Below are 26,899 nucleotides of genomic sequence, written 5' to 3' on the forward strand. Positions count from 1 at the left end.
TCAAAAGCATTCAGCAAATAAGGAGTCTTGACAAGCAAAAGCCCCGATAGTGAACTATCGGGGCTTTCTTACTGTTATTGCTGTTATTGCTTGCACGAGCAGCTGATATTAGCTATCTGCTGGTTTATCGACATTATCAGCTTCCGCCTTTTCTGCTTGCGTGGGCTTTTTGTGCTCAGTCTTTGGCTTACGCGTGCGTGCTTTGGGCACTTTTGGCGTGGTCAGATTAAACATACCGGTTTGTGGCAATAACTGCTCAGCCACATTTTCGATCATGTTTTTATAACTGGCGATAGTCGTTTTTGACTTCTCCGCTCCCGCACTGTCTGCCGCTGCCGTCTCACTATCAGCAGTAGCAACTTCAGCAGCTGTACTCTGCTTTTGAGCGTTCTCACTAGCAAGCGCCTGCTCCTCTTGCAGTAGCTGCTCGCTCTCGGCGCTGATGTTTTCAGCTTGCGCCTCTCTTGATAGCGCTGCCGCTTCTACGTCATCAGCGTCCACTTCACTTGTATCGCCTGTAACTTCAGGCACAGTCAAAGTTGCTTGCTTAGTCGCTCCTTGATAGTCAGGATGCTGACCACGAGGATCGTTACTTGCGCGCTGAGTGATAGGGCGCGGTGCTACTGAGGTTTTGCCTTGCTCTACTGCCACTTGGCTAGTAGCGCTAGTCATAGCGGCAAAACGCTGCAAATAATCGGCGCTTAGCGAATCATAGCCATAGTTGCTAAAGCTAAAGGTGCTGATATCGACAGTAGCAGAGCTCATGTTTTGCTCAGCAGTACTGTCTTTGGCACCCTCCGCTTGCTGTGAGTGCTCAGCTATCGCAGCAATGAAGCAAGCAATGACGCCTTCATCGGCTAAGCGCTTCTCAGCCGAAGCGAGAGTCGCGCGAATAAAAGCGCCAACCGAGCCGCGAATGCTAGGCGTAGAGCCGATGGTAGCAGCCGCTGAGTCGTCCGCTGGCGGCTGCGCATTTGCTAGGTGCTGACGACGCACGACGCGTGGATCATTGCTGGCTTGCCCGTATTTATTGGCCGTGACATAACGCGCTGCAAATAAACTATCATGGTCAAACGCAAAAGCGCCGCTTGCATCAGTAGTCGCTTCTTTATGCTCGCTCGTAACAGCATTGTCGGCGTTATCAGCGTGTTGAGTACTATCCGCCGGCTTCACGTTTTCCGCTTTTTCGCTAGCAGTGTTTTTATCAGCTGCTAAGTTTGGCGTTTGTTCGCGATTATCTGCATTCTCTTTAGCCGTCGTCTGACTTGCTTTTTGAGTGTCAGACTTAGGGCTGGCCGTTTGCTTATCTGCTTGCTTATCCACTTTCGACGAGCGAGCAGCAGGCGCTTTGCTATCATCTAACGATAGATGCACGACTTCTGGCGTCTTGAGCTGCACGGGCGCTTCATTGACCTGTAAGGTGACTTCGTTGGGGTCTTGCTTACTGCGAGCATTAGCTTGAGCGCTATTGTCATGATGACGCGACTGGCCGCTTTGCTTAGCACTATTTTGCTTGGCGTCCTGTACTTTAGCTTGCTCAGCAGTGCTAGATTTTGCTGTAGCGTCTAGCGTCTCGCTGCGCGCAAGCGTACCACGCGAGCTGCGTTTGCTATGCGGTTTGCGCTTAGCAAGGGTCTGCTCATCAGAGTCGGTACTGCGCTGATTGCTTTGACGCTCATTACTGCTATGGCGATCATTGCCTGTGTTACGCTCACTATGACGCTTATCAGCGCTGTTTTTATTGTCGGCTCTGTTATCTTGGCGACTGCCGTTAGTAGCGTTATTAGCAGTACTGTCATTATTGTCTTGACTGCGGTTGCTACTTGCGCCATCGCGTTGCTCTTTTCTTTGCTGCGCCTTTGACGACTGTGAAGACTTAGGCTTACGAGTCTTACGGCGACGTCTATCATCGCCTCTGCGGTCTTTATCGTCGCTTTTGTGTTGACGCGTTTGCTGACGATCAGAACCTGAATTCTCATTGCTTTGCTCTTGAGTTTGCACGCTTGCCGCTTCGTTTTGGCTTAAAGCGCTGCTATCAGTTTGACCCAGTGAGCCTAAGCTCTGTGCGCCAGTGTTGACTAAGGCTTCTATGGCTTCTGCGGCATCGCGACTACTGACATTAGCGACTTTAGCTTGCGGTGCCTGCGCAAATAGGTTGGATAACCAAGCGACAGCTTGCGGCTGCGCGGCTGTGCTATTCGCTGCGGCTTGGCTAGCAGCGCTTGAGACGTTCCGGCTGCTTTGATTACGATGCTCGTTACTGTGATCGCTGTGGTTGTTATTGCTATGGGTCGCCGTACGATCAGATGGCTGTTGCGCGCTTTGAGTCCGGCTTTCATTATTATTTCGGCGGCTACTTTGCGAGGTATGCGCCTGACGCGAGTTTGCACTATCGCTTTGAGCCTTATTTTGGCTGCTCTGGCTGTTATGCCCGTTTTGGCTGCTTTTACTGGGGCTATTGGGCTTTGAGTTTTGACGAGGCTGACGCGTTGGCTGCTGTTCTGGGCGCTCATTTTCGGCCGTTTGCCAATCGACATCGTAGCCCAAATCGCTATGCTCTTGCTGCTGAGTATCAGTGATACGCTCGTAGCTTGATGGCGCAAAGCCATCGCGATTGAAGTGCAATTTGAAGTTCGGCGATTCTAAATGCGCGTGCGGCAAAATAGTAATACGCGTACCGCTGTCTTGCTCAAGATAGACTAAGCTGTCGCGCTTTTCATTTAATAAAAAGGCGGCGATATCAGTTGGCACTTCGGCTTGCACTTCACCTTGACGCTCTTTTAGCGCAATCTGCTCGATTTGACGCATAATCGATAGCGATAATGAGCGCAAATCACGAATCATGCCGTTACCATGACAGCGCGGACAGATATAGCCGGTTGATTCTTCAAGTGACGGGCGTAGACGCTGACGACTCATCTCCATCAAGCCAAACTTAGAAATATCACCGAATTGCACGCGCGCACGGTCGTATTTGGTGGCATCAATCAGCCGTTTTTCGACTTCCTTTTGGTGCTTGTTATCATTCATATCAATAAAATCGATGACAATCAGTCCGCCCATATCACGCAGGCGTAGCTGACGGGCAATCTCGTCCGCAGCTTCTAGGTTGGTATGATAAGCGGTCTCAGCAACGTCCGAGCCTTTAGTCGATTTGGCTGAGTTGATATCGATAGAGACCAGCGCTTCGGTCTGATCAATGACGATAGAGCCGCCTGAGGGCAGGCGCACTTCACGCTGATAAGCGGTTTCGATCTGCTTTTCGATATTGAAGCGCGAGAACATTGGCTCATAATCGGTATATTTGCGCAGTTTTTCGGCTTGTTTTGGCATCACCGCATCGATAAAACCGGCCGCTTCAACGTAGGCGTTTTCGTTATCGATCCAAATCTCGGAGATATCATCACGTAGATAGTCGCGTACCGCGCGGGTTACGACGCCAGCTTCTTGATGCACCAGGCGCGGTGAAGGGTACTTTTTATTTTGCTCTTGAATCGCTTGCCAAATATTGAGCAGATGATTGAGGTCGTGCTGCAAGTCTTCTTGCGTTTTACCGATACCGGCGGTACGGATGATGACGCTCATGCCTTTTGGTAGGTCAAGATTGCCGAGCATACGCTTCATATCTTCGCGCAGCTTACCTGATATCTGACGAGAGATACCGCCACCACGTGGGTTATTAGGCATTAGTACTAAGTAACGCCCAGCCAATGACACGTAAGTCGAAAGCGCTGCGCCTTTATTACCGCGCTCTTCTTTTTCGACTTGTACGATGAGCTCATCGCCTTCTTTGATGAGTTTTTTGATATTTTCATCACGCGGATTGCCGCTTAAGTATTCGGTGGAGATCTCACGAATAGGCAAGAACCCTTGGCGCTGTGAGCCGTATTCGACAAACACCGCTTCTAATGACGGCTCGACACGAGTGACGTGGCCTTTATAAATATTGGATTTTTTTTGTTCGCGGGTACGATTTTCTAAATCGAAATCGTATAGATGATTGCCTTTACACAGGGCAACACGAATTTCTTCGTTTTGGGTAGCGTTGATCAAAATGCGCTTCATATTTATATCCTATGAGGACGCGCAAGCATGACAAGCTAGGTGTTAGGCTGATGGGCAAGTAGAGCTGATGGTGATCTCAACCCTTATAAAAATGTTTATAAAATAATATAGCGTTTAGCCTAGCGTATTTACTTTGCAACTCTTGTACAGCCAGTCGTTAGGATAAACCAGCCGTTTATATACGCTTTTCAAGGACTAAAAGGCTTTATCAAGCTCCTGATAAAATCTAGAGGGTGTAAAGCTATAGATTCTACTTTTTAGCGGCAGTCACAAAACTGTGATTTAAATAGGCTTCTAAAATCGATTGTTCTAACCTTGGTTGTCCTGACATAGTTGCCATTATAAGCAAACCAGCAAAACGATAAGTTTTTCGTTTTGAGCAATCAGTGTCCTTGATACAGTGCTTGTAAGCGTTCAGTTGACAACAGTGGTTGTAAGTCACGCGTTGTCAGTTTAGAGCTGCAAAAAAGCTATCTATCTATTATTTTATAAGTAAAGCATTCATTATAATGAGCGTTTTTTCGATAAGGTATAGCGGAACTTCAGGTTAGCGGGGCGTACTTGGCAAACAAAATAAATATTCAAGTGTTAGTCACCCTATTTTGCAGCGTAGTTCAGCACCTTTTTCGGTACATTTTAGGCATGTATACTAATTTGTATTATTAATACTCATGCTTATACGGTGTTGCAAATAGGGACTAGTATAGCTACTAAGCTGTAGGTAGGATGTCGTCGCTACCGGTTCAATCTGTTTGACCGCCAATAGTTTTTCAACTAATTGAGTAAGTCAGCTATTCATTATCCGTTCAAACTACTCTTACTTGCTCAATAGCGCGACCTTGACTGATGTATAAGCAGAGGGTTGTAAGTCCTCATCTAAACATAAGTTATTATTTAAGCTGTCATTATGCGCGTATTAAGTAAATGGTATTTGGTTTATTAGCAAATATCTTGCTTTAAAATCGGATGAGACGCGTAGCATTACCGCCACTCGTGCTCAACATGCTAAACTATAACAAATCTTTGTGTAAATACCTAACTAAAAATGACGAATTCGACAATGACCGATGATAAACCTAGCCATGACGCTCCTGTAATATTCAATAGTAAAACCCGTCCGCAAAGCGCTGACGACGAAATTGGTAATTTTGCTAAGGTGAATTACTTAGAAGTCACCCGCCATCAGCACGATCAGCGTTTAGATAACTTTTTGCTGAACCGCCTAAAAGGTCTACCAAAAGCGCATATCTATAAGATGATTCGCTCAGATGAGGTGCGCGTTAATAATAAACGCTGCAAAGCTCATGATAGAGTGCAGCGTGAAGACGTGGTGCGTATTGCGCCGGTACAATTAGCGACTCGCGAAAAACCTATCATCAGTACAGAATTTGCCGAGAGCCTGCTGGCACGTGTGGTCTATGAAGATGACGGATTGATAGTGCTCAACAAGCCCTCAGGTATTGCGGTACACGGCGGTAGCGGTCTTGATTTTGGCGTCATCGAAGCCATGCGCGAGGTCACTGGCAAAAAGTATCTAGAGCTGATTCACCGTATCGATAAAGATACGTCAGGGCTGCTCATGATCTCCAAAAAACGCTCAACGCTTAAGGCTTTGCAGCAGCACTTGGTTGATAAAACCATTCAAAAGCACTATCTGTGTATTGCCAAAGGTCAGCCAGTGATGGGCGAGCAGCGTATTGATGCGCCACTGCTGCGCTATACGGTAGCTAATGGTGAGCGCCGCGTCAAAGTTGACGCGCAGGACGAGCAAGCCAAAGACAGCCAGACCGATATTATCGTTCATAGCCGTTTTACCATTAATGAGCAGCCGGTCAGCTTAATAGAAGCCAAGCCGCTCACTGGTCGTACTCATCAGATACGTGTGCATTTAGCGCATATTGGCCACGCCATCTTAGGCGATGATAAATACAACGTCCATGACAAGTCAGGCGTCCATCGTCTCTGCTTGCATGCTTGGCGTTTAGATATACCAGGTTATGAGATGATTACTGCGCCGCTACCAGATGAGATGGCGGACTGGCTCCCTAAGCAAACTCAGCTACCAAAATAACTGAGCTATCCGGCTATAATTTTGAGAAGCAAATGAAGAGACAAGGTAGATTAAAGGCCAATTTATGACCGAAGCCACTATTGAGCGCAGTATCCCCACCACCGATTTATCCCCTGAGCATCATTTAGCCCATAAAGCGCTTATTATCTTTGATTGGGATGGGACGTTGATGGATTCAATCGGGCTAATCGTTGAAACCATGCACATTGCCGGTGAAGCGCATGGGTTTTTCACCGATGATAAAGCCATCAAAAATATCATTGGTTTAAGTTTACTGAGCGGCATTGAGATACTCTATCCGCAGGCAAGCGCCGAGCAGCAGTTGGCTATCCAGCAAAGCTACGCCGATTACTATATTGCTAATAGCCCGCGCACACCTTTTTTTGCGCCGATAGAAGCTATGTTAAAAAATCTAAAAGCTCAAGGGAAACAGCTGGCGGTAGCGACAGGCAAAAACCGTCGCGGTCTTGACCGCGTGATATCAGCCTCTGCTAGCGAGCATTATTTTATAATGACCCGCTGCGCTGATGAAGCAGGCTCCAAACCTGATCCGCAGATGCTCCATGATATTTTAGGCTTTAGCAAACAGCCGGTCAGCCGTGCGGTTTATATTGGCGATAGTATCTATGATATCCAAATGGCAAATCATCTAGGTATGACGAGCATCGCGGTCGATTATGGCACTGCAACTCATGCAGAGCTTGCCGCGCAGCAGCCCACTTATCAAGTTCAGACGCCTGAGGCGTTAGCGGAGTTATTGTCCAGTTAACTCAAGCACGGCGAACAAACCCTAAAAAAACAGGCTACCTTATTAAAAGATAGCCTGTTTTTTTTGCTCAATAATTAGTATTTAAACAAGCAGATTCAACGGTTACTCATTTTAGTGCTCACTATTATTACTGCTAGAGCCGTCCACTTCAATTTCATTAGTTTGTGTTGTAACCGTTTCGCTAGCTTCTTGCTCGATAGTACCATCTGTCCCAAGCTTGTAGTCGTACCAATGTCCCATCACTCCGGCCAGCTCCTCTAAACCTTCTTTTCTCAGCGCAGAGAACAGCTGAATACTGCAATCTAAGCCGATTTTTTTGAGGTGCTTACGCATATTGAGCAAAGCGTTTTTGGACGCGCCGTATTTGAGCTTATCAGCTTTCGTTAGCAAGATATGAACGGGCAGCTCACCTTCTTTTGCCCAGTGCAGCATTTGCTCATCAAAGTACTTCAAGGGATGACGAATATCTGTCAATAGCACTAAGCCTGCTAGGCTCTCACGCGAGACTAGATATTCCTCAAGCTCCACTTGCCACTCTTTTTTCATCTCCAGCGGTACAGCAGCATAACCATACCCGGGCAAATCTACCAAGCGTCTATCGGTATCGCCAATTTTGAAAAAATTAATCATTTGCGTGCGCCCTGGCGTCTTGGAGGAGCGAGCAAGCTGGCGCTGATTGGTCAACGCGTTGATAGCGGATGATTTACCAGCGTTTGAGCGACCTGCAAATGCAATCTCCAATCCAGCATCGGGAGGGCAGAGGCGAAAAGTAGGCGCTGAGGTCATAAACTCAGTCTGCTGAATGCGTTGACGCGACTTGGTGTTGAATACGGCGTGCTCACTAGCAACGTCGCTGTAAGGGGTGCTCATAACGGACTCATTATTGAAATAATTAATAGAAGCATTATATCAATAACCGCCCAACATTAAAGCAAATAGGTATTTAAGATGACTCAAAGTGCGCGAATGTGTTGATAGCGCTCATGATACTAAATGTTGAGCTCAAAAATAGCTTACTGCTTTTGCTCTGGTCAAATGTACCATAAGTAAACAGGAGTACCCTATGTTAATATGACATATATTGTTACAATACTAGTAGATACAGTCGTAAAACAAACCATGCACCAAAGGAGGTGTCTGATGCGTTCATTACTCAAAACGGTTGCAAAGACCAGTCGTACTTTGGGCGGTAGTTTCGCTGCGGTGATGTTAAGTGGCATGCTAATGAGTAGCCCCGCTATGGCTGATATTGCCACGACCTATGAAAATTCATGCGCCGCTTGCCATGATAGCGGTGCGCTGGGTGCAATAAAAAAAGGTGATAGTGCAGGTTGGGCTAAGCTAAAACAGCAAAAAGGAATGCCCGCCTTAGTCAGCTCAGTAAAAAACGGCATGATTCAGATGCCAGCGGGCGGCCTGTGTGATGAGTGTAGTGATGATGATTATCGTCAATTAATCGATTATATGAGTCAATAAGATCCAAATCATGGCCTGTTATTGACTGTTTAGGCGATTAATCTGGTGATAAAAACCCTGAGGTATGACGATTAAGTAGGCAAATCCATCAAAGTCTTGCTATAATAATCGCAAATAAACCCTGATGTTAGTAAGTACTTTTGGGCGGCTTGTAATTGAGACCTAAGAGGCAACTCGCTGTATGGACAGTGCAGTGACTATTATGTATCGGATGTCTGTACGTAGATATCTGGCTCCTTTATATTACAAATACTCCAAGTAATGCTTACGCCGAGTTAGTAGGATTCGTATCAATGAAAAAGTTAATCGCTGCCGCCAGCTTATGTTTTGCAAGTTACAGCGTTCAAGCTGCTATTATCGTTCCTGAATATGACGCTAATGCCGGTAAACAAATCGCTGAAACAGTGTGTGCTGCCTGTCACGGGGTCGATGGAGTAAGTGTCGTACCTGCACAAGCTAACTTAGGTGGCCAGAACGTTAAGTATCTCTATAAACAATTGGTCAACTTCAAATCAGGCTACCGAGTCAATGGTATCATGCAGTCACAAGTGGCAAACTTGTCACAGCAAGATTTGGCTAACGTGGCGGGTTACTATTCTGAACAACCAGTGTGGAGCGTAGGGTTCGCTAATCCGGCGACCAATGAGGAAGCAACGAAGCTCTACTTAGGTGGTGATAAGTCGCGTGGCGTTATTGGCTGTGCCGGTTGTCATGGTCCTGATGGTGCGGGTAACTCTTGGGCTGCGTTTCCGCGCCTAGGCGGACAACACGCTGAGTATATCTCCAATCAGCTTAAACTGTTCCGCGCTGCTGGCCGTGAAGACGATGTCACCGGTGATGAGCAAAAGCGCTACAACGATGCGGATAAAGAAGGCGAAAAAGGCATGATGCAGATGGTATCGTCAAGACTATCAGATCGTGATATTCGCATTTTGTCAGACTACATTAGCGCGCTGCACTAAAAGAGTTAACTAGAGCGTTAAATAGGTAAACTGAGTGAATCGCTTACTTGATATCGTCATTGTTTGATAATTAAACCCCGTTTTCGGGGTTTTTTTATAGCTGTTGAACCTTTACTATTTACTATCGATTCAATAATACCGTTTAAAGATGAGCGGATTTTTTGTACTATTACTAACCTTAGATTAGTTTGGATTGAGATTATGATGAGCCGCTATGCTTCTTATTTTATAGCAGCATTACTGCCGCTATTACTTTTTCGTTGGTTTGCACCGGAGGTAGTAGGGCAGATTGATTTTTGGCTACTGTGGTTATTGGCGATGTTACTAGTGTCGCTACCCGTAGTGTATGCTGAGATTGCCTTAGCTTACCGCAGTGTCGAAGCGCCATTGGCCGGAATGCAAAAGCTGACTCGGGAAGCAGACGCTAGCCCTGTCTGGCGCGGCTTTGGCTGGCTGGCAGCAGTAGTGACTATCGTCATCGCTGCGCTGGTCATATCAGGTGCAAGCAGTGGCATGTTAGCCGCATTGATGGAGCTAAATAGTGCGCCTAATCTACCGCATTTTGCGGTGGCAGGCGGCTTAGTCGTCATAGTCGTGTTATTGAGTTTACTTGGGGCCACGACTTTACCGATTGGGCTAGGACTCATTATCATAGGGTTATTGCTAGGGTTTGCTAATGGCTTGCCAAGCATTGACTTTGCTATGACTAATATTACGCTCAGCGAATGGGCGCGCGCTGTCGCTTTGGCGTTGGTTAGTGTTGGCGCAGGTACAGGGCTGTATTGGTTTGGGCAGCATTTAGTCAGTAAAGCATCTATAACTGCGGTATCTAGCGATCAGCAGAGCGGCTCATTTACTAATACTTCAACGTCTAGCCTCTCGACTGGCAGCGCGCAAACTAAGCTGCCAGCAACGAAGCGAGTATTACCGATTTGGATATTGCAGTTAGTGGTCGGGGTCGTCGCTTTATTAACGAGTGCCTTATCGTTACCGCCTATAGGGCAGTTGTCTTATTGGTTTGGGGTGTTATTTGTCGCCAGTTATTTGCTGCATTATAGTACTCAGCAATTGGCGCATAAGTTTGGCTTGCTCGTCAGCCTCGTGCTCACGCTAGTATTAGTCGCGATCTTAGCGGTTGCAGTTCCGACGATATGGCTCGTGGGTTTATTAGTCATCGTCAGCAGTATCGCAGTACTGTTGCTATCGATCTTTGCGGGCTGGCAGATGAAGATTAGCCATTTACGTAAGGCTTTGAATTTTAGTAGCGAGGCGCTATACAACCTTTGGCGTGTAGCGATACGTCTAGTGGTGCCACTAGCAATGATATTGGCCTTTGTCGGTTGGGTGCTATCGTGGTCGAGCTAACGGATAAGAGCAGTGCTGCCGTTACGACATCCTCTATGATTACCGTATACTTGGCGTATGCTGAAACCGCGCAGCGTCAACACTATAAACCGCTCACTGTAAAAGCGGGCACGACGCTATATGAGGCGTTAGCACAAGCAGGATGGCTATTGCAGTTTGCGGAGCTGGCAGTGTGGTGTGAGCAGATGATGGAGGTAGAAGTGCCAAAAGCTAAGCTTTGGCACGTTGGTGTGTACGCGCAAAAGCAGCCTCTAAGCTATCAGTTGCAAGCTTACGATCGCATCGAGGTCTACCGCAGCCTAAACGCTGATCCTATGTCTCAGCGTAAAAGCAAAAGCGTCGCGAAGTCATCTAACTAAGAGACGGGTAGTGAGTCAACCCCTTCGATACGCGTAACGATACCTTGCTCATCAAAATACACGATCAGATGCTGACTGGCATTTTTGACATCAGCAATGCCTTTACGCTTGCCTTCAGTGCCGGCCTGATAGTCATAAATATAATCCCAGCGATTAGGTGCAAGAGTATCTCGAATAGCAGGACTGCCTAGGATGTAGAGCACTTGGTTTTGATTCATACCCACTTGCAGTTTCTGCGCTTGCGTTTGGGTAATAGGTGTCCCTTGCGGCAAATCAATCGTATAGACGCTAAACAGCGAACAACCAGATAGGGCAACGCTAGCGCCCAAGGTCAATGCCAGTAGCCCTTTACGCAAAAAGGCTTTTGGTAAAGAGATTTTGCTAGAGGATAAAAGATTTGGAGTACGAAGAACTTGCGACTTTATCATGGTAAGATGACTCATAAAAAATGGGTGGGGCACGGCGCATCGCCACTATGGCGACTCTAGCCGGCAATCTTGAACAAATGATACGTTATTTACTTGCAATTGCCTACCACTTACGACATTATTTACGCAGCTCTTGGGGTTACTTTTAATGATTTATAGTGTAAATTCATGAGCTTGCGTTAAGGTTGCTAGGTAATGCTAGCGACTAATAACTGCATTATTTTAGCTTTAAATTGTCAGTATAAGGCTAACTACTTTTAATAATGATTTCTTTATTCTTATTTGTTAAGACTTAACAGTCAGAAGGGATATTATGACGATTACCAATCAAGAACTACGTAAAGCGGGGCTAAAAGTAACCTTACCGCGTGTGAAAATATTAGAGCTGCTTGAGCAGGCAGAGCGTCATCACATGAGCGCAGAAGAGGTCTATAAAGCGCTGATTGAGCAAGGAGAGGACGTTGGGCTAGCGACCGTGTATCGAGTGTTGACTCAGTTCGAGCAAGCTGGCATTGTCGAGCGCCATAATTTTGAAAATAACTTATCGGTGTTTGAGATCACCCAAGAGGAGCATCATGACCACTTGGTTTGTGACATCTGCGGCAAAATCGTTGAGTTTCATAATGAGGTCATCGAAGAAGAGCAGCTCAAAGTAGCGAAAGAGCATGGCTTTAAGTTATCAGGCCACTCCTTGGTGCTGTACGGCATTTGTAATAATCAAGCATGCCAAGATAACGCTAGATAGCTGATATCCTTGCAGCAAAAAAGCAGCATCTCCTTTTAGTGGCTTATCTTAAAAAGGTAAGCTGCTTTTTTGTATGCTTTAAATAAAACTAGCTGTTATTTAAAGACAAGCTCTCACTGTTGTCGGTGAAGCTGCGTTTATTCTTTTTACTATTGAGCTTAATCTGTAGGCGCAAATCATTCGGGGAGTCGGCGTGTTTAATCGCTTCTTGGTACTCTATCTCTCCATTTTCGTATAAGTCGAATAGTGCCTGATCAAAGGTCTGCATCCCGCTATCACGTGAGCGAGTCATGACATTCTTTATCTCATGAATCTCACCCTTACGAATATAATCACTGATTAATTGCGAGTTTAGCAGTATCTCAATCGCTGCGCGACGACCTTCACCATTGACAGTAGGAATGAGCTGCTGCGCGACAATACCTTTTAGGTTAAGCGATAGATCCATAAAGGTTTGCGTATGACGCTCGCTTTCAAAAAAGTGAATGATACGATCGATGGCTTGGTTGGCATTATTGGCATGTAAAGTGGCAAACACCAAATGTCCCGTCTCGGCATATTGAATGGCGTAGCTCATCACTGTTGGGTTACGAATCTCACCGATCAAAATAACATCTGGCGCTTGGCGCAGAGTGTTTTTTAGCCCTGCTTCAAACGAGTGCGTATCGATACCCACTTCACGCTGAGTGATGATACACCCTTGATGCTCATGCAAAAACTCAATAGGGTCTTCAACGGTGATGATATGACCGTGCGAGTTTTTATTACGGTGGCCTATCATCGCCGCTAAAGTGGTGGATTTACCAGTACCGGTAGCGCCTACTAATAAGATAATACCGCGTTTTTCCATTGCCAATTCTTTTAAAGAAGCGGGGAGACCCAGCTCTTCAACGGTTGGAATCTTACTTTCAATCTTACGCAGAACCATGCCCGCCATATCGCGCTGCACAAAAGCACTGACCCGAAAGCGCGCTTGCTGTGCTTCATCGGTAATGGCAAATTGACACTCGTTGGTGCTTTCAAACTCTTGTTGCTGACTGCCCGTCATGACGCTTTTGACCAGCTTCATGGTTTGCTCGCCATTGAGCGGTGTTTTACCAATCGGAAAAATCTGGCCATTGACCTTCATAGAAGGTGCGACATCAGCGGTAATAAACAGATCGGAACCGTTTTTTGCAATCATGAGTTGCAGCAGTTTTTCGAAGTCCATGGTTTTCCCAAACTATAATAATAAAATTAAAAATCTCTAAGTTAAAAAGCTATATAAATCCTTTCGCAATCTCTGTTACTCATTAGCCAGTTACTGCCTAGTCTCGTAAGATACTGTGACGGCCTATATGCGCTATAAAAAAGTCTCAGGCTGCTTGGCATAAGGACGCGCAACTTCCCGCGATATCGTACCTCGGCTAACTAAATTCTTTAAAGTTTGATCAAGGGTAATCATACCGTCGCCAGCACTGGTCTGAATCGACGAGTACATCTGGGCGATTTTATTTTCGCGAATCAGGTTACGAATAGCAGGGGTTCCAAGCATAATCTCGTGGGCCGCAATACGGCCGCCAGTCTGACGACGTAGCAAGGTTTGTGAGATGACTGCTTGTAGAGACTCTGATAGCATAGCGCGAATCATGTCTTTTTCGGCAGCTGGGAAAACGTCAATGACCCGGTCAATAGTCTTCGCCGCTGAGCTGGTATGCAAAGTGCCAAACACTAAATGACCCGTTTCAGCCGCGGTAAGTGCCAGCCGAATAGTCTCAAGGTCACGTAGCTCACCGACCAATATCACGTCGGGATCTTCACGTAAAGCTGAGCGTAGTGCTGGCTCAAAACCTAAGGTATCGCGGTGCACTTCGCGCTGATTGATTAAGCTTTTTTTAGACTGATGCACAAATTCGATAGGGTCTTCGATAGTCAAGATATGCTCTTTACGAGTCTCGTTGATATAATCGATCATCGCCGCGAGAGTCGTTGATTTACCAGAGCCTGTCGGACCGGTAACCAAGACAATACCGCGCTTAAAGTCTGAGACTTTTTTGAATATATCCCCCATGCCTAAATCTTCTAGAGTCAAAACAGTCGAGGGAATCGTCCGAAATACGGCTCCTGCGCCGCGGTCTTGATTAAAAGCGTTAACCCGAAAGCGTGCTAAATTGGGTATAGCAAAAGAAAAATCCGTCTCAAAAAACTCTTCAAAGTCAGCGCGCTGCTTATCATTCATGATGTCATAAATGAGCTGATGAACGACTTGATGGCTCATCGCCGGCATGTTGATGCGTGTCATCTCGCCATCGACTCGAATCATCGCTGGCATTCCTGCTGAGATATGTAGATCAGAGGCTTTGTGCTTGACGGTGAACTGCAATAAGTCTTCGATACTTATAGCGCTTTTTTTAGTCATGATAGGGCTTTCCTATTGATCAGTTCTTGGCAATCAGTTTTGTATAACCAGTACAATTAAGATAAGCGACTCATACGCTTACGTTAATTCGTGTAACAATATCATAACAAGACTAGGCTCATATAACCATCTGCTATATAAATAAAATGCAAAAATAGATTAGGGCGTGTTGAACATTCAAATGTGGCACTGGCGGCGGCTATTTTACAGGCAATACGCAGTGAAATTTTCGAATCCTAGTCATTCTAGGATAGACAATTTCGCCATGTATTGGCAAAAAAGAGCCCCGCCCCAAAGGGCTGATGCTAAAATCACCCCAAACGGTGTTGTAAACCTAGCTAAGGCCTCGACATTATCGTCGGTTTACGCCTAGTTTGGTGCGATTTTATCTATCAGCAGTCCTAATATTTGAATGTTCAACACGCCCTAATTTGATATATTTAGCTTATCTTGGTCTATAGTCTATTAAAAATAAAATTGTCATCAATTCAAATGCGCTACTGGTATAAATTTTTCTTGCGTGCTGCTATCACAGAGGCTGCGGAAAATTCACCCCAGTAGCGCTATAATACTTTTAAATTGAGTTTACTATAAGACGCGAAAGACACCTTTAAAATGTTTACAACACCTGAGTGACTTATGAATACTGATAATCGGGCAACTGATGAATTGATAAATAACTGGCAACAAGTCAACGCAGAAGTGGCAGAGGCGTGCAAGCAAAGCTCTCGCCATATAGATGATGTCAAGCTGTTAGCCGTCTCTAAGACCAAACCTGTAGAGAGAATAAAAGCTCTAGCGCAGAGAGGTCAGCGCGACTTTGGTGAGAACTATCTACAAGAAGCGCTGGATAAGATTACTCAACTGCGAGCAGAGGCGGCGACAGAAGATATCGTCTGGCATTATATCGGTAGTATTCAGCGTAATAAAACCCGCGATATCGCTGAGCATTTTGATTGGGTACAAACGCTTGAGCGTGACATTATTGCCAAGCGCTTAAATGATCAGCGTCCTGATAATATGACAGCCCTTAATGTCTTAATTCAACTCAATATCGATGACGAGGAGAGTAAGTCTGGATGTACGCCTGAGCAGCTACCAGAGCTGATAGCGACTGTTAAGGGGTATGAGCGCTTACAATTGCGCGGCCTGATGATTATCCCTGCCAAAGCGGACACCGACGCTTTTGCTCGCACCAAGCAGCTGTTTGATGAGGTGCGACAGGCTCATACAGAGCTGAGCTCATGGGACACCCTTAGCATGGGTATGAGCGCTGATATGACCGAGGCGATAGCAGAGGGCTCAACGATGGTACGCGTTGGCAGCGCTATTTTTGGCGCGCGTGATTAGGGTCTCTACGGTGAAGTACCGTTATTAAGCATTATTTTAGCGTTGTTTTAACATGATTACTGAGTATCGTCATCCAACTTAGTAACCAGCAACTGATTGATTTTTAGATGCTGTGTCGCCAAAATCTCAAAGCGATAATTGGCATATTCAATCGTATCGGTCTTTTTTGGGATTTTACGTAGCATATACATCATAAAGCCGCTGATGGTTTCGTGTTAGCAAGCTCATGACGTACTCGGATATAAAATGATAGATAAGTAGGGAATAAACCAAAAAACTTATTTATAAAAACTAAAAAAGCTGGGCAAGCACCCAGCTAATAATAAAAGTGAGACGACTGTAACAAGCGGGCTTAGCCTTTAATAGACCATTTATTAACCAGTGGATAGCGGCGTTCACGGCCAAAGGCTTTGTGACTGATCTTAGTACCGATTGGCGCTTGTAGACGCTTGTACTCGCTATTATCTACCATCTTGATCGTCTTGGCGACAAGCTTTGCTTCATAGCCTTTATCGATAATTTCTTGATAACCCATGTCTTCATCAACATAAAGGGTCAAGATAGCATCTAAGGTATCGTAGTCAGGCAAGCTGTCTTGGTCTTTTTGATCAGGGCGCAGCTCAGCCGATGGCGGACGCGTAATGACGCGCTCAGGAATAACAGGCGTGTCCTCCAAGCGATTGCGGTAACTGGCTAAATCATAAACTTGTGATTTGTACACGTCTTTTAGCACATCAAAGCCGCCTGCCATATCACCGTATAAAGTTGAGTAGCCGACCGCCAGCTCCGACTTATTACCGGTAGTAATGACCAAATGCCCAAACTTATTGGATAGTGCCATCAAGATAACGCCGCGAGCGCGCGCTTGGATATTCTCTTCGGTCGTATCGGCCGGTGATTTGTTAAATAAAGGCGCTAGCGTATGGCGAATGCCTTCAACAGCATCGAAGATCGGGCAGACGGTATAAGAGACGTTTAAGCGGCGTGCTTGTGCTTGCGCGTCCTCCAAGCTGATCTTTGAGGTGTACTCATAAGGCATCATCACCGCATAAACTTTGTCCGCACCTAGCGCATCAACGGCGATGCATAAGGTCAGTGCTGAGTCGATACCGCCTGATAAGCCAATAATTACCCCAGTAAATCCTGAGTGATTGACATAGTCTCGTAGACCAACGACTAAGGCTTGATACATCTCAGACTCACGGCTTAGGCTCAAGGGCGCTTTTTGCTGAGTGTCAAATTTTGCAGTGCTGACATCTAGGCTGGCCAATAATAGCTGCTCCATAAATCTTGGCGCTTCGTGAGCGATAGTGCCGTCTGCTTGCACCACCATCGAGCCGCCATCAAAGACTAAGTCGTCTTGGCCACCGACAGCATTGAGATATAAAATGGGCAACTGCTGCTCGCTGCTGCGTTTGGCTAGCATGGCCTTACGGTTGTCTTGTTTATCAAGCTCAAAAGGCGAGGCGTTAAGGCTAATGACCAAATCAGCGCCTTGTTTTTTGAGATCGCTGATAGGCGCTTTTTCCCATAAGTCTTCACAGATGAGCAGACCAATAGTGAGACCTTTGTAGTCGAATAAAACCTGATTACGGCCTTTATCAAAGTAACGGCGCTCATCAAACACGCCGTAGTTTGGCAGGATTTGCTTGTGATAAAAGCCCTTTTGATGACCATTATGTAAGATAGCTGCTGAGTTAAAAGTACCATGATGATCGACATGAGGATAGCCGACAATCATCACGATGTTTTCGATGTCACTGAGCGCCGATAGCGCGCTTTTGACTCGCCCTGAAAGGCTAGGGCGCAGTAATAGGTCTTGCGGCGGATAGCCAAGCAAGGCCAGCTCCGGAAAGATAATGACATCAGCGCCTTGTTCTCGAGCTTCGATGGCCAGTTTGCGCATTTTATCGGTATTGGTATTGATATCGCCGACTAAAAAATGCGATTGCGCCAACGCAAAAGTGACATTGCCGGTAGCATTATTAGCACCCGTGTCAGCATTCGCTTGGGCATGATTAACTCCGCCTTTGTCAGCAGAATTTGAGTTGTTGTCTTTTGACATTGTTATTTTCCTATAGATATATTATCTGAGTAGTGAATGGTTATAAGTCGAGCAAAATAAAAAATGCATTGTTATTTTTTTGGGTTGTGCTCAGGGTTAGGGCTGTTATTTGCCAGCAAAACTGCTAAGCTAAAATCATTATAATTAAGCTTTTGACATCTAAAATACTAGATGCAAAAGCAGAATAACCCTAGCGCTACTCTTTAAAAGCCATCTTATCGAGGGATCGTCTGAGAGCAGTTAAAAAACGAGCACAATGCCTTTAGTATAACATCAATTACCAAACCTAAGAGAATGCTGCGGTCATTTAGCCTAGTAGATGACTGACTAGTGTTCATGATAAGAATTGCAGGTTGGGTTAGATTTATCGGCTAGTTGCGCTTGTTTTAGAGGTATTATCCTTTATCAAAAATACAGCTCCTCTTTAGTTTTAAGCAACCTCAGGCATAAAATTGTAAGTAAAAATTACAACATACTATTACTGTTCTGTAGAGGCTTATTGCATAATAGCTATCGACGATTAGGCCTTTGCTCCTTCATGCTGTAACTAAAAAGATTTAGCTTTAAATAAGTAAAACTAGCTTATGAGTAGTCTACTTTCTATTACGGGTTATCCCGTCAATAGTTATCCTATTTGTAGTATCGTCAGGTAGCACTTTGGCTAAGATAGCGCTAGCGGGTTTATAAATAAGTACTGGCAGTACTGGCGCGCGAAACAGCAAACATACCTTATTAAGTCTGTCTTTATGAGCGCTATACTTTTTAGCAGTGTCATATCGTTATATTTATACATTTTACGATAAAAATCTCGCGGTTTTTATGGTGCCTTCTTGGTTGATAGCTATGATTGAAAACTGGACAAAAGAGTTTATTATTCAGCGCTTGCTGGCGATAACGCTGTTAGTGGTATTGTTCATTCTGTGCTTTCAGGTGATACAGTTTTTTATCATACCTGCGCTATGGGCGGCCATTTTAGCTTACGTCACTTTTCCTATTTATAAGTTTTTTAATGAAAAGGCGAAGTTTAGCTCAGGCGTTAGCGCCGGCATTATGACGGTTAGCATCAGCTTAATCATAGGCGTGCCTTTGCTGGTTGGGGTGTTTATCTTGCAGCAAGAAGCGCTGAGCTTGTATAGTAATATCATCTACCGCGTCAAGGCGGGCTATCTAGATGTGCCAGATGCGATCAAAGACTTACCGGTGATTGGTCAGCAGATTAAAGACATTCTTTGGAGTATCAATAAAAACCCTGAAGGCGCGCTTGAAGCGTTTCGAACTTGGATACAGTCGCATTTGTACTATGGTAAAGTGGCATTTGATGTTGTGTTCAGTAGTTTAGCGAAGCTTGGTATGGCACTGATGACGCTGTTTTTCTTCTACCGCGATGGTAATAGCTTGATGCGCCAAATCAGACAGGCGCTGCGTAATATCATCGGTAACCGTATCGATGGCTATATCGACTCTGTCGGTACCACGACACAGGCAGTAGTCTATGGCATTGGCTTGACGGCATTGGCGCAGGCTTTGCTCGCCGGTATTGGTTATTACTTCTCTAATTCTCCGAGCCCTATCTTATTAACGATTATCACCTTTATCGTAGCTTTGATTCCTTTTGGTACACCATTTGCGTGGGGAGCGGTGTCGATTTGGCTGTTAAGCCAAGGTCACACGACAGAGGGTATTGGGCTAGCGCTGTGGGGCATACTGGTCATCAGCTGGGTCGATAATTTGATTCGGCCGATTGTTATTAGCGGCGCGACTAAGATTCCTTTTATTATTATTTTTATTGGCGTATTAGGCGGCTTGACGGCTTTTGGTTTTGTTGGTCTGTTTATTGGCCCAGTCGTGCTAGCTATCGGTTTGGCTGTGTGGCGAGAGTGGATTTCTAATCATAAAAATGAGATCTTTGCCTCGCAAGATGTGGTACTGTCAGGTGATGGCATTGTCGCGCTAATAGATAAGCCGGATAGCAAAAGCTAAAACGCGCGGTAAACTTATACTCCCTATCTTAAAAGAAGCCTAACTATGTCTAATGCTAAAGCTGATAAAACGGCTACTTTGACTATCATTGCCGATAGCAACATCGCAAGCCTTGATGAGTTTTTTAATGCGCAGACGCTTGGCAAAAACACTCAGCAAACGGTCAACATTATTCGCGTAGCAGGGCGTGAGATTGACGCGCAATTGCTCGCTACCCATCAGCCCGACGTGCTGTTAATCCGCTCTGTCACGCCTATCAATGAGTCGCTATTAGCGGATAATCGTAGCGTGACATTTATCGGTTCGGCTACTATCGGCACTGATCATGTTGATCAGGCCTATCTGAGCGCGCGTAATATTCATTTTGCGAATGCAGCAGGCTCTAGCAAGCATTCAGTGGCCCAATATGTGCTCACTGCGATTTTGACTTTGCGGCCAGAGTACTGGTCTAAGAGCATAACCTTAGGGATTATCGGTTTAGGTAATATCGGCAACACATTGGCGCAATACGCCACTGACTTAGGCTGGCAAGTGCTCGGCTATGACCCTTTATTGCCGCCGTCGAAGTTCAATAATGCAAGCTTTGAGCAAGTGCTACAAAGCAATGTTGTCAGCTTGCATGTGCCTTTAACGGATAAAAAGACTAGCGACTATCCCACCTATCATATGATCGATATGGCAGCTTTGCAGAAGATGCCTACCGATACGTTACTTATCAATAGTGCCCGTGGACCGGTAGTTGAAGCGACAGCGTTAGCAGCGGATATCGAGCGTAGCCATCGGCAAGTGGTGCTCGATGTATTCGAGCATGAGCCGCAGGTGGCTGAGTCATTACTCGGCAAGCTTGCTATCGCCACACCGCACATCGCTGGCTATAGCCTAGAAGGTAAACTACGCGGTACGCAAATGATCTACGATGCGCTATGCGATGAGCTCAAAATTACACTTTCTCAGTCTATGCACAATTTGCTGCCAGATAACCTATATCTGTGGTCAGAGCTAAAAGCCAATCCTGATAAACTAGATAGATTCTACGATATCAAACAAGACGATGAGCAGCTGCGCGCGACAGTTAAGGATGGGCAAGTAAATGGCCATGACTTTGACCAGCTCAGGCGCGACTATCATCTGCGCCGTGAATGGCAGTCATAGCCCAAGTAAATTCGCCATAAAATAGTAACCAGTGAACATTCAATGAGCATTGAAAATAGCCGATTAGTAGTAAACAATAATGAGTATCACTATGTCAGATGATAGGCGCACTGATAAGCCCGCTTACGCCCCAACCATGACCTTAGAGATGGCGCGTAGGCGTGTGCAGATGCTAGTGGCGATTCGTCAGTTTTTTGCTCAGCGCCAAGTGTTAGAAGTACAGACACCGCTCCTCTCACAAGCGGCGAATACCGATACTTTTTTGCAGTCGGTTGCTGCTCGGGTCACTTATCAAGATAAACCGCGACCCTTTTATTTGCATACTTCTCCTGAATTTGCGATGAAGCGTTTACTTGCCAGCTGGCAAGTGGCGATTTATCAGATTTGCTCGGTATTTCGGGACAACGAAATCGGCTCGCGGCACAATATCGAGTTTACGATGCTAGAGTGGTATCAGCCGCACTATAGCTTGAACGATTTGGCTGAAGAGTTGGGCAAGCTGCTAGAAGCGCTGTATGGCTATCCGGTTATTATGAATCATTACCGTTACATTGATGCGTTTATGGATCATGTCGGTATTCATCCGCTAAGCGCTAGCCTTGAGGCGCTAAAAGCGGTAGCAGAAGATAAGGGGCTGGCGAATATAGATATCGCGCCGCCAGAGCCACTTGCGGTAGATAGCGAAGAGATGCGGCAAGGCTGGCTTGATCTGTTGTTTAGTCATCTCGTGGAGCCTAAGCTCGGTCATGATTTGCCCACACTGATTATCGATTATCCGCCCGCTACAGCGGCGCTAGCCAAAACCTGTCTCGATAAAGAAGGTAACCTGATTGCCAAACGCTTTGAGCTTTATATAGACGGTATTGAGATTGCGAATGCTTATGATGAGCTAGCAGATGGGCAAGCTTTGAGGGAGCGTTTTGAGGCGGATAATAGGCAGCGCGTAGCGCATGGTTTGGCGCAGATGCCGATAGATGAGTACTTACTAGCAGCTTGCGATGATTTGCCGCCGTGTAGCGGCATAGCGTTAGGAGTAGATAGACTGCTTATGGTGCTCACTGGCGCTGACAAGCTCTCAGAGGTGATCGCGTTGCCAAGTGGTTTGGCGTAAATAAGAAAAGGATAAGTTCAATAACTTATCCTTCTTTAACAAATTGCTCTTGTTTTAGACAAACGCTAGCGTTTATACACTGGCAATCGCTTCTTTGATAGCGGTCTCGCCATTTTGGATGTTAAAGACCTTTTTGCTAGTATTATCGGCATTTAATACCGCAACCAAAGTCGCTGCGACATCTTCGATAGCATTTTCACCGGCTTCATCTTTGTCGATAGCGATTTTGCCTGTGCCAGCTCGCTCTTTTAGTGCACCTGCCTGCACGATAGTATAATCAAGGCTGCTATCATTGACCAACCACTGATCGGCGTAGTGCTTACCGATATAATAGCCTTTTAGATCTTTAATGCCTTCGTTATCCCACTTGCTGGTGTCTAAAGAAAACACAGTGCTGAGCATGATATAGCGCTTAATACCTTTGTCTTGCACCGCTTGCATTGTCTTTACCGCACCATGCAGATCCACTTCTAATATCTCTTTGCCGCCGGAACCTGCCACAAAGTATACCGCTTCTATATCATCCTCTAGCTGCTGCTGGATGTTGTCTTTGTCAGCCATAATATCTAAATCTAGCTGAGTGTAATTATCGTCAGAGAACAGTTGCTCTTCTTGACGAGTGGTACCGATGACTTGATGATTCTCGGCTAGCAGTTGTTTGACTAAATCATTACCAACACGGCCACTAGTGCCTATTACTAAAATTTTCATATACTATCCTATTTTTATTGATTAATTCTCTTAAGATTTTGAATTTTGTTTAAGTGTTTACTTTGTTTACATGTTTTAAGAAATTAAAACTAGCATAACAAAAATAGATAGTATCTTGAGTGAGCGTAAGTGCCTATTACATAGTGTTTGGTAGCAGACTGTATACGCTTTGCAAAACAAGCAAGTCATGTAAAAACTTGCTTGAAGCTTTAGCGTACCAAACGATTCAGACCGTCGGCAAAAGCTTTTTTGTCGCGCTCGCCATAAGGTTTTTGACCACTCATCTCTTGTAGCTCTAACATTCCCGTACCGCGCATGGTATCCATAAAGTCGCGCATATTGAGCTTTTGCTTGATGTTGTTTTTATCATAAACCATCCCGCGCGGGGTCAAAACCATTCCGCCTTTCTCGAGTATGTCATTCGCTAAGGGAATGTCGCTAGTGATAGCCAAATCACCTGCCTGAATCTGCTCAACGATATAGTCATCGGCTTTATCAAAACCATGCGGCACGACCGTCATTAAAAGCAGCGGTGATTTACGCAGCTTAATGGGTTGGTTGGCGACAAATATCGCCATGGTTTGCGTGCGCTCAGCGGTCTTGATAATCAAGTCTTTGGCAACGATTGGCACCGCATCAGCGTCCACCCAGATCTGCATTATTTTTTGGCCTTGTGATTGGTTTCTTTAACTGTAGGACTGCTATTAGTAGCAGCGGTTTCGCTAGCTGCTGAAGTGGTTTGCGTCTTATCCTCACTTATAGCGCTAGCCTCAGAGTTTGCGTCTTTAGTGTTAGTGGATAGTTCGGTGGTTTTATCTAATCCGACTTTGTTTGGCAATACTGCGACAAGCTTAGCTAAAGCAGGGTCTAGATCAGCCACGTCGTTTGGCATCAAGGTAATATGAGCGATTTTACGATCTTCACGCTCTTCTTTATGATAGCTGTGATAGTGCGCGCCATCGATAGCGAGTGCGTCCTTGATATCAGGGTATTGTCCTAAAACATTGACCATAATCGCTGGATGAATATTGTCAGTATCGCCCAATGGCAAACCTACGACCGCACGGATATGATTCTCAAATTGACTAGTAATCGCCCCCTCAATGCTCCAGTGTCCAGAGTTGTGCACGCGCGGCGCGATCTCATTGGCTAGCAGATAGTCGTGACCTTGCGCGTCTTTACTGACGAAAAGCTCAAGCGCCATGACGCCGACATAGTCGAGATGATTCATCAGCGTAGTCATCGCCGCTTTTGCCTTAGGAAATAAGTGGCTTGTGCCGACAGCTGGCGCTCGAGTCTTGGCGAGTATACCGTGATGATGATGGTTTTCTACCAGCTCATAACAGCGCACCTCTCCTGCTTGTCCACGCGCTGCAATGATGGACACCTCGCGGCTAAAGTTGATAAAGCCTTCAGCGATCAGCGGTGCAGGAGTAGGGGTGAGACTACCTTTACCCGATACCGCGTCTTTGAGCGCTTGCCAAGCCGCTTTAATGTCGCTGTCTTCTTTGATGACATATTGACCTTTGCCATCATAGCCGCCGCGGCTGGTCTTCAAAACGATAGGCAGCCCTAAGTCTTGGCAAGCTTGCTGCAGCTCGGCCAATGAATGCACGGCCCTAAACGGCACTGTGGCGATATCTAGCTCATTGAACATCTGCTTTTCTTTTAGGCGATCTTGCGCGACATCTAGAGCGATAGGAGGCGGGAACATGCCTTTATTTTTACCTGATTTTGCTAGATTGGCGAGCTTCTGTACGGTTTGTGCCGGTGTGTTCTCAAACTCGAGAGTAAAGACGTCAGCGGCGGCGATAAAGTCCTCTAGCTGTTCGCTATGATAAACCGTACCGTAAAGGCTGGCTGGACAAGCGGCATTGTCCTCCAAAAACACACACTGATAGCCAAGCGGCAGAGCAGCTTCAGCGAGCATCATGCCGAGCTGGCCACCACCTAAGATACCGATGGTACGAATAGTTTGAGAAGTAGGATAGGCATTGGCGGTGGTCATAACAGGCTCTTTTATTTAGCAATGGGTACAGTGAGTTGGGTTTTCTAGGGATTTAAAATAAGCGATTTGGAACAGAGTAAAAATAAGAAAAGGTGCGCTATCGTTATAGGCACCTTAGGTTTAGTTAAACGCATCTGATAATAAATATCAAGTGAAACGACTGAAAAAGCGATTTTCTAATCATTTAGCTGCTTTGTACACTAACTATCAGCTATTAATGATACCAGGCGTTGGGCTAGCTAAGATAGTCTGTGTTTGCTGCTCTCTAAGCTCATGTAATTTATTAGCGATTGCTTCATCATGTAGCGCTAGTATTTGAATAGCTAATAACGCAGCGTTATAAGCGCCCGCGGTACCAATGGCTAAAGTGCCGACAGCGACGCCCTTTGGCATTTGTACGATAGAAAGCAGACTATCCCAGCCGCTGAGCATAGAGGACTTCACCGGTACGCCCAATACGGGTAGGGAGGTTTGACTAGCGCACATACCAGGCAGATGCGCTGCGCCGCCTGCGCCTGCAATGATCACCTGTAAGCCTTGGTCTTTGGCACTTTTAGCGTAGTCAAATAACCTATCTGGCGTACGATGAGCGGAGACTACTTCACAAGCAAAGGCAATATCGAAATCCGCTAATAGCTGCGCGGCCGCGCTCATAGTGGCCCAATCAGACTGCGAGCCCATAATGAGACCGACTTTTGGCTGACCAGCTGGGGAGGCAATAGGGCTTGGTTGTTCGACAGGTGGTGTGCTCATGATGCAATATCCTCAAAAAGCCCATCATACAAAAGTTTCCCTACTGCCGTAAAGACAAGTTTTTATAATAAGCTGATAGATGTAAATGATAAGGTTTTCGGCTTTATTAACGCTAGTAGACTTAGTAATGAACTATAAATCATCTACTCATGACGGTATTGCACAAAATTAGCATTATCTAGCGGCAATGGCTGCTCAGTATCGAGCTGATAACACGTCAAGTAGCCACTATCGACCGCCGCTGAATAATCGATACAGACTACCTGCGGGCTCAGCAGCTGCGGCTCACCGGTTAGCCAGTAGTGACCCACAAATACAGGCTTATCGGTCTTGAGGGCGAAGTCGATATTTTCAGCTAGCGCATCTTTTGGGATTTGCGCCAAGCCTGATTGGGGCGCCCGTGCTACTTCATGAAGGGTTTTTTTATTCAGCTCATCAAGCCACCAACGTACGCGGACTCGTGAGCGCTCAGTGCCTTCTTTATCAACCATGACTAAACCCTCGGGTAGCGGCGTCTCTACCCCTTTTAACACCCGCTCTAAGGCGTCAAAATGTACACTAGGCTGCTGCGAGGTCATGACCAACGCATTTTTTGTTAGGCAATTATCAGCGGTCAGCAAGGGTTTGAGTATCGCCATACTATCAACATCCCAGCAAGCATGGACAAAACAGGCGTAGTCAGTCTCAAGCCAAAGCGGAATCTCATAGAGGCGCTCAAGCCAATAGTGATGGCTGGTAGAGTTAAACGGCGCTTCTGCCAAAAATGCCTCATGCTGGCGAGTATGCAGCTCAGTATGCGAGCGCAAATACTGAGCCTCGTCATAAGGATCAAGCGTTGCATAAGCCAGTGCATTATATTCATGATTACCCATGACAGCGTCAGCAACATCAGCATCGAGCATCGCAAAGACGATCTCGAGCGTCCGTAGTTGCTGCGAGCCACGGTCAATCAAATCACCAATAAATAAGGCGCGGTGGTTGGCAGGTGGTACGTAATACTCACCATTATGCACATAACCCAACTGAGTCAATAACCCAGCAAGTTTATCTGCATAACCATGAATATCACCAATAATATCTATAATCATAACGGCTAATCTAATTTATCTCATATAGGGCGTGTTGAACATT

At 45.8% G+C, this 26,899-nt stretch carries 23 protein-coding genes; 11 read left to right on the plus strand and 12 right to left on the minus strand.

Annotated features, from left to right (window positions below; all coding sequences use genetic code 11):
- Window positions 1–108 precede the first annotated feature (108 nt).
- Window positions 109–4,065: an Rne/Rng family ribonuclease gene (locus AAEY83_RS05715; protein WP_025646422.1), complete on the minus strand. Its 3,957-nt coding sequence runs from the start codon at window positions 4,063–4,065 to the stop codon at window positions 109–111.
- A 1,060-nt stretch (window positions 4,066–5,125) separates the two neighbouring features.
- Between AAEY83_RS05715 and AAEY83_RS05720 the strand changes: the two genes are divergently transcribed.
- Both AAEY83_RS05720 and AAEY83_RS05725 read left to right on the plus strand, forming a co-directional pair.
- On the plus strand, window positions 5,126–6,136 hold the full coding sequence (locus AAEY83_RS05720) for an RluA family pseudouridine synthase (RefSeq protein WP_025646423.1): 1,011 nt from the start codon (window positions 5,126–5,128) through the stop codon (window positions 6,134–6,136).
- A 64-nt stretch (window positions 6,137–6,200) separates the two neighbouring features.
- Window positions 6,201–6,905, plus strand: a complete 705-nt coding sequence (locus tag AAEY83_RS05725) for an HAD-IA family hydrolase (RefSeq protein ID WP_025646424.1) — start codon at window positions 6,201–6,203, stop codon at window positions 6,903–6,905.
- A 111-nt stretch (window positions 6,906–7,016) separates the two neighbouring features.
- Here AAEY83_RS05725 and yihA read toward each other — a convergent pair whose 3' ends face one another.
- Window positions 7,017–7,775, minus strand: a complete 759-nt coding sequence (yihA, locus tag AAEY83_RS05730) for a ribosome biogenesis GTP-binding protein YihA/YsxC (RefSeq protein WP_037059442.1) — start codon at window positions 7,773–7,775, stop codon at window positions 7,017–7,019.
- A 270-nt stretch (window positions 7,776–8,045) separates the two neighbouring features.
- On the opposite strand from yihA, the gene AAEY83_RS05735 reads away from it, so the two are divergent.
- From AAEY83_RS05735 to AAEY83_RS05750, 4 genes are all read left to right on the plus strand, one after another.
- A complete protein-coding gene (locus AAEY83_RS05735) occupies window positions 8,046–8,381 on the plus strand; it encodes a c-type cytochrome (protein WP_025646425.1) in 336 nt (111 codons plus the stop codon).
- Between the two features lie 293 nt (window positions 8,382–8,674).
- On the plus strand, window positions 8,675–9,343 hold the full coding sequence (locus AAEY83_RS05740; RefSeq protein ID WP_025646426.1) for a c-type cytochrome: 669 nt from the start codon (window positions 8,675–8,677) through the stop codon (window positions 9,341–9,343).
- Window positions 9,344–9,544: 201 nt separating this feature from the next.
- Window positions 9,545–10,708, plus strand: a complete 1,164-nt coding sequence (locus tag AAEY83_RS05745) for a hypothetical protein (RefSeq protein WP_025646427.1) — start codon at window positions 9,545–9,547, stop codon at window positions 10,706–10,708.
- On the plus strand, window positions 10,696–11,067 hold the full coding sequence (locus AAEY83_RS05750) for an RnfH family protein (RefSeq protein WP_227501903.1): 372 nt from the start codon (window positions 10,696–10,698) through the stop codon (window positions 11,065–11,067). Before AAEY83_RS05745 ends, AAEY83_RS05750 begins: the two co-directional genes overlap by 13 nt.
- On the opposite strand, the gene AAEY83_RS05755 is transcribed toward AAEY83_RS05750, so the two are convergent.
- Window positions 11,064–11,510, minus strand: coding sequence for an outer membrane protein assembly factor BamE (locus AAEY83_RS05755; protein ID WP_037059445.1), 447 nt, complete (start codon window positions 11,508–11,510; stop codon window positions 11,064–11,066). The genes AAEY83_RS05750 and AAEY83_RS05755 overlap by 4 nt on opposite strands.
- Before the next feature lie 298 nt (window positions 11,511–11,808).
- Here AAEY83_RS05755 and fur point away from each other — a divergent pair, with 298 nt between their 5' ends.
- Window positions 11,809–12,240, plus strand: a complete 432-nt coding sequence (gene fur, locus AAEY83_RS05760) for a ferric iron uptake transcriptional regulator (RefSeq protein ID WP_025646430.1) — start codon at window positions 11,809–11,811, stop codon at window positions 12,238–12,240.
- An 88-nt stretch (window positions 12,241–12,328) separates the two neighbouring features.
- On the opposite strand, the gene AAEY83_RS05765 is transcribed toward fur, so the two are convergent.
- Together AAEY83_RS05765 and AAEY83_RS05770 are read right to left on the minus strand one after the other, a co-directional pair.
- Window positions 12,329–13,450 (minus strand): PilT/PilU family type 4a pilus ATPase, encoded by a 1,122-nt coding sequence (locus AAEY83_RS05765; protein WP_025646431.1) that lies wholly within the window; start codon window positions 13,448–13,450, stop codon window positions 12,329–12,331.
- A 132-nt stretch (window positions 13,451–13,582) separates the two neighbouring features.
- Entirely contained in the window at window positions 13,583–14,620 is a 1,038-nt protein-coding gene (locus AAEY83_RS05770; RefSeq protein ID WP_025646432.1) for a type IV pilus twitching motility protein PilT, read from the minus strand.
- Between the two features lie 657 nt (window positions 14,621–15,277).
- Between AAEY83_RS05770 and AAEY83_RS05775 the strand changes: the two genes are divergently transcribed.
- Window positions 15,278–15,988 (plus strand): YggS family pyridoxal phosphate-dependent enzyme, encoded by a 711-nt coding sequence (locus tag AAEY83_RS05775; protein WP_025646433.1) that lies wholly within the window; start codon window positions 15,278–15,280, stop codon window positions 15,986–15,988.
- Window positions 15,989–16,044: 56 nt separating this feature from the next.
- On the opposite strand, the gene AAEY83_RS05780 is transcribed toward AAEY83_RS05775, so the two are convergent.
- Together AAEY83_RS05780 and AAEY83_RS05785 are read right to left on the minus strand one after the other, a co-directional pair.
- Window positions 16,045–16,194 (minus strand): transporter associated domain-containing protein, encoded by a 150-nt coding sequence (locus AAEY83_RS05780; RefSeq protein WP_264673171.1) that lies wholly within the window; start codon window positions 16,192–16,194, stop codon window positions 16,045–16,047.
- 146 nt (window positions 16,195–16,340) lie between these two features.
- Window positions 16,341–18,053, minus strand: coding sequence for an NAD+ synthase (locus tag AAEY83_RS05785; protein ID WP_025646434.1), 1,713 nt, complete (start codon window positions 18,051–18,053; stop codon window positions 16,341–16,343).
- A gap of 843 nt (window positions 18,054–18,896) precedes the next feature.
- Here AAEY83_RS05785 and AAEY83_RS05790 point away from each other — a divergent pair.
- The 3 genes from AAEY83_RS05790 (at window position 18,897) to epmA (ending at window position 22,296) form a co-directional block, all read left to right on the plus strand.
- On the plus strand, window positions 18,897–20,033 hold the full coding sequence (locus tag AAEY83_RS05790; RefSeq protein WP_025646435.1) for an AI-2E family transporter: 1,137 nt from the start codon (window positions 18,897–18,899) through the stop codon (window positions 20,031–20,033).
- A gap of 45 nt (window positions 20,034–20,078) precedes the next feature.
- On the plus strand, window positions 20,079–21,185 hold the full coding sequence (locus AAEY83_RS05795; protein WP_037059447.1) for a 4-phosphoerythronate dehydrogenase: 1,107 nt from the start codon (window positions 20,079–20,081) through the stop codon (window positions 21,183–21,185).
- Between the two features lie 91 nt (window positions 21,186–21,276).
- Window positions 21,277–22,296: an EF-P lysine aminoacylase EpmA gene (epmA, locus tag AAEY83_RS05800; RefSeq protein ID WP_227501902.1), complete on the plus strand. Its 1,020-nt coding sequence runs from the start codon at window positions 21,277–21,279 to the stop codon at window positions 22,294–22,296.
- A gap of 72 nt (window positions 22,297–22,368) precedes the next feature.
- On the opposite strand, the gene AAEY83_RS05805 is transcribed toward epmA, so the two are convergent.
- The 5 genes from AAEY83_RS05805 to AAEY83_RS05825 all read right to left on the minus strand — a co-directional run bounded on the left by AAEY83_RS05805 (window position 22,369) and on the right by AAEY83_RS05825 (window position 26,856).
- Window positions 22,369–23,007, minus strand: coding sequence for an NAD(P)H-binding protein (locus AAEY83_RS05805; protein ID WP_025646438.1), 639 nt, complete (start codon window positions 23,005–23,007; stop codon window positions 22,369–22,371).
- Window positions 23,008–23,216: 209 nt separating this feature from the next.
- Complete coding sequence (locus tag AAEY83_RS05810) at window positions 23,217–23,666, minus strand: YaiI/YqxD family protein (protein ID WP_025646439.1); 450 nt, start codon at window positions 23,664–23,666, stop codon at window positions 23,217–23,219.
- On the minus strand, window positions 23,666–25,015 hold the full coding sequence (locus AAEY83_RS05815; protein WP_025646440.1) for a 5-(carboxyamino)imidazole ribonucleotide synthase: 1,350 nt from the start codon (window positions 25,013–25,015) through the stop codon (window positions 23,666–23,668). Before AAEY83_RS05815 ends, AAEY83_RS05810 begins: the two co-directional genes overlap by 1 nt.
- 207 nt (window positions 25,016–25,222) lie before the next feature.
- On the minus strand, window positions 25,223–25,768 hold the full coding sequence (gene purE, locus AAEY83_RS05820; protein ID WP_025646441.1) for a 5-(carboxyamino)imidazole ribonucleotide mutase: 546 nt from the start codon (window positions 25,766–25,768) through the stop codon (window positions 25,223–25,225).
- 143 nt (window positions 25,769–25,911) lie between these two features.
- Complete coding sequence (locus tag AAEY83_RS05825) at window positions 25,912–26,856, minus strand: metallophosphoesterase (protein WP_025646442.1); 945 nt, start codon at window positions 26,854–26,856, stop codon at window positions 25,912–25,914.
- Between the last annotated feature and the right edge of the window lie 43 nt (window positions 26,857–26,899).

The organism is Psychrobacter sp. TB20-MNA-CIBAN-0197 (assembly GCF_040309765.1).
Lineage (GTDB): Bacteria > Pseudomonadota > Gammaproteobacteria > Pseudomonadales > Moraxellaceae > Psychrobacter > Psychrobacter submarinus.

What these genes read in the sequence shown, in the direction of transcription:
- purE (WP_025646441.1), bottom strand. Translation starts at nt 25,768, where the DNA reads ATGAGCACACCACCTGTCGAACAACCAAGCCCTATTGCCTCCCCAGCT.
- AAEY83_RS05805 (WP_025646438.1), bottom strand. Translation starts at nt 23,007, where the DNA reads ATGAAAATTTTAGTAATAGGCACTAGTGGCCGTGTTGGTAATGATTTA.
- AAEY83_RS05720 (WP_025646423.1), top strand. Translation starts at nt 5,126, where the DNA reads ATGACCGATGATAAACCTAGCCATGACGCTCCTGTAATATTCAATAGT.
- AAEY83_RS05735 (WP_025646425.1), top strand. Translation starts at nt 8,046, where the DNA reads ATGCGTTCATTACTCAAAACGGTTGCAAAGACCAGTCGTACTTTGGGC.
- AAEY83_RS05755 (WP_037059445.1), bottom strand. Translation starts at nt 11,510, where the DNA reads ATGAGTCATCTTACCATGATAAAGTCGCAAGTTCTTCGTACTCCAAAT.
- AAEY83_RS05775 (WP_025646433.1), top strand. Translation starts at nt 15,278, where the DNA reads ATGAATACTGATAATCGGGCAACTGATGAATTGATAAATAACTGGCAA.
- AAEY83_RS05725 (WP_025646424.1), top strand. Translation starts at nt 6,201, where the DNA reads ATGACCGAAGCCACTATTGAGCGCAGTATCCCCACCACCGATTTATCC.
- AAEY83_RS05810 (WP_025646439.1), bottom strand. Translation starts at nt 23,666, where the DNA reads ATGCAGATCTGGGTGGACGCTGATGCGGTGCCAATCGTTGCCAAAGAC.
- AAEY83_RS05785 (WP_025646434.1), bottom strand. Translation starts at nt 18,053, where the DNA reads ATGTCAAAAGACAACAACTCAAATTCTGCTGACAAAGGCGGAGTTAAT.
- AAEY83_RS05825 (WP_025646442.1), bottom strand. Translation starts at nt 26,856, where the DNA reads ATGATTATAGATATTATTGGTGATATTCATGGTTATGCAGATAAACTT.
- yihA (WP_037059442.1), bottom strand. Translation starts at nt 7,775, where the DNA reads ATGAGCACCCCTTACAGCGACGTTGCTAGTGAGCACGCCGTATTCAAC.
- AAEY83_RS05715 (WP_025646422.1), bottom strand. Translation starts at nt 4,065, where the DNA reads ATGAAGCGCATTTTGATCAACGCTACCCAAAACGAAGAAATTCGTGTT.
- fur (WP_025646430.1), top strand. Translation starts at nt 11,809, where the DNA reads ATGACGATTACCAATCAAGAACTACGTAAAGCGGGGCTAAAAGTAACC.
- AAEY83_RS05765 (WP_025646431.1), bottom strand. Translation starts at nt 13,450, where the DNA reads ATGGACTTCGAAAAACTGCTGCAACTCATGATTGCAAAAAACGGTTCC.
- AAEY83_RS05790 (WP_025646435.1), top strand. Translation starts at nt 18,897, where the DNA reads ATGATTGAAAACTGGACAAAAGAGTTTATTATTCAGCGCTTGCTGGCG.
- AAEY83_RS05815 (WP_025646440.1), bottom strand. Translation starts at nt 25,015, where the DNA reads ATGACCACCGCCAATGCCTATCCTACTTCTCAAACTATTCGTACCATC.
- AAEY83_RS05740 (WP_025646426.1), top strand. Translation starts at nt 8,675, where the DNA reads ATGAAAAAGTTAATCGCTGCCGCCAGCTTATGTTTTGCAAGTTACAGC.
- AAEY83_RS05745 (WP_025646427.1), top strand. Translation starts at nt 9,545, where the DNA reads ATGATGAGCCGCTATGCTTCTTATTTTATAGCAGCATTACTGCCGCTA.
- epmA (WP_227501902.1), top strand. Translation starts at nt 21,277, where the DNA reads ATGTCAGATGATAGGCGCACTGATAAGCCCGCTTACGCCCCAACCATG.
- AAEY83_RS05795 (WP_037059447.1), top strand. Translation starts at nt 20,079, where the DNA reads ATGTCTAATGCTAAAGCTGATAAAACGGCTACTTTGACTATCATTGCC.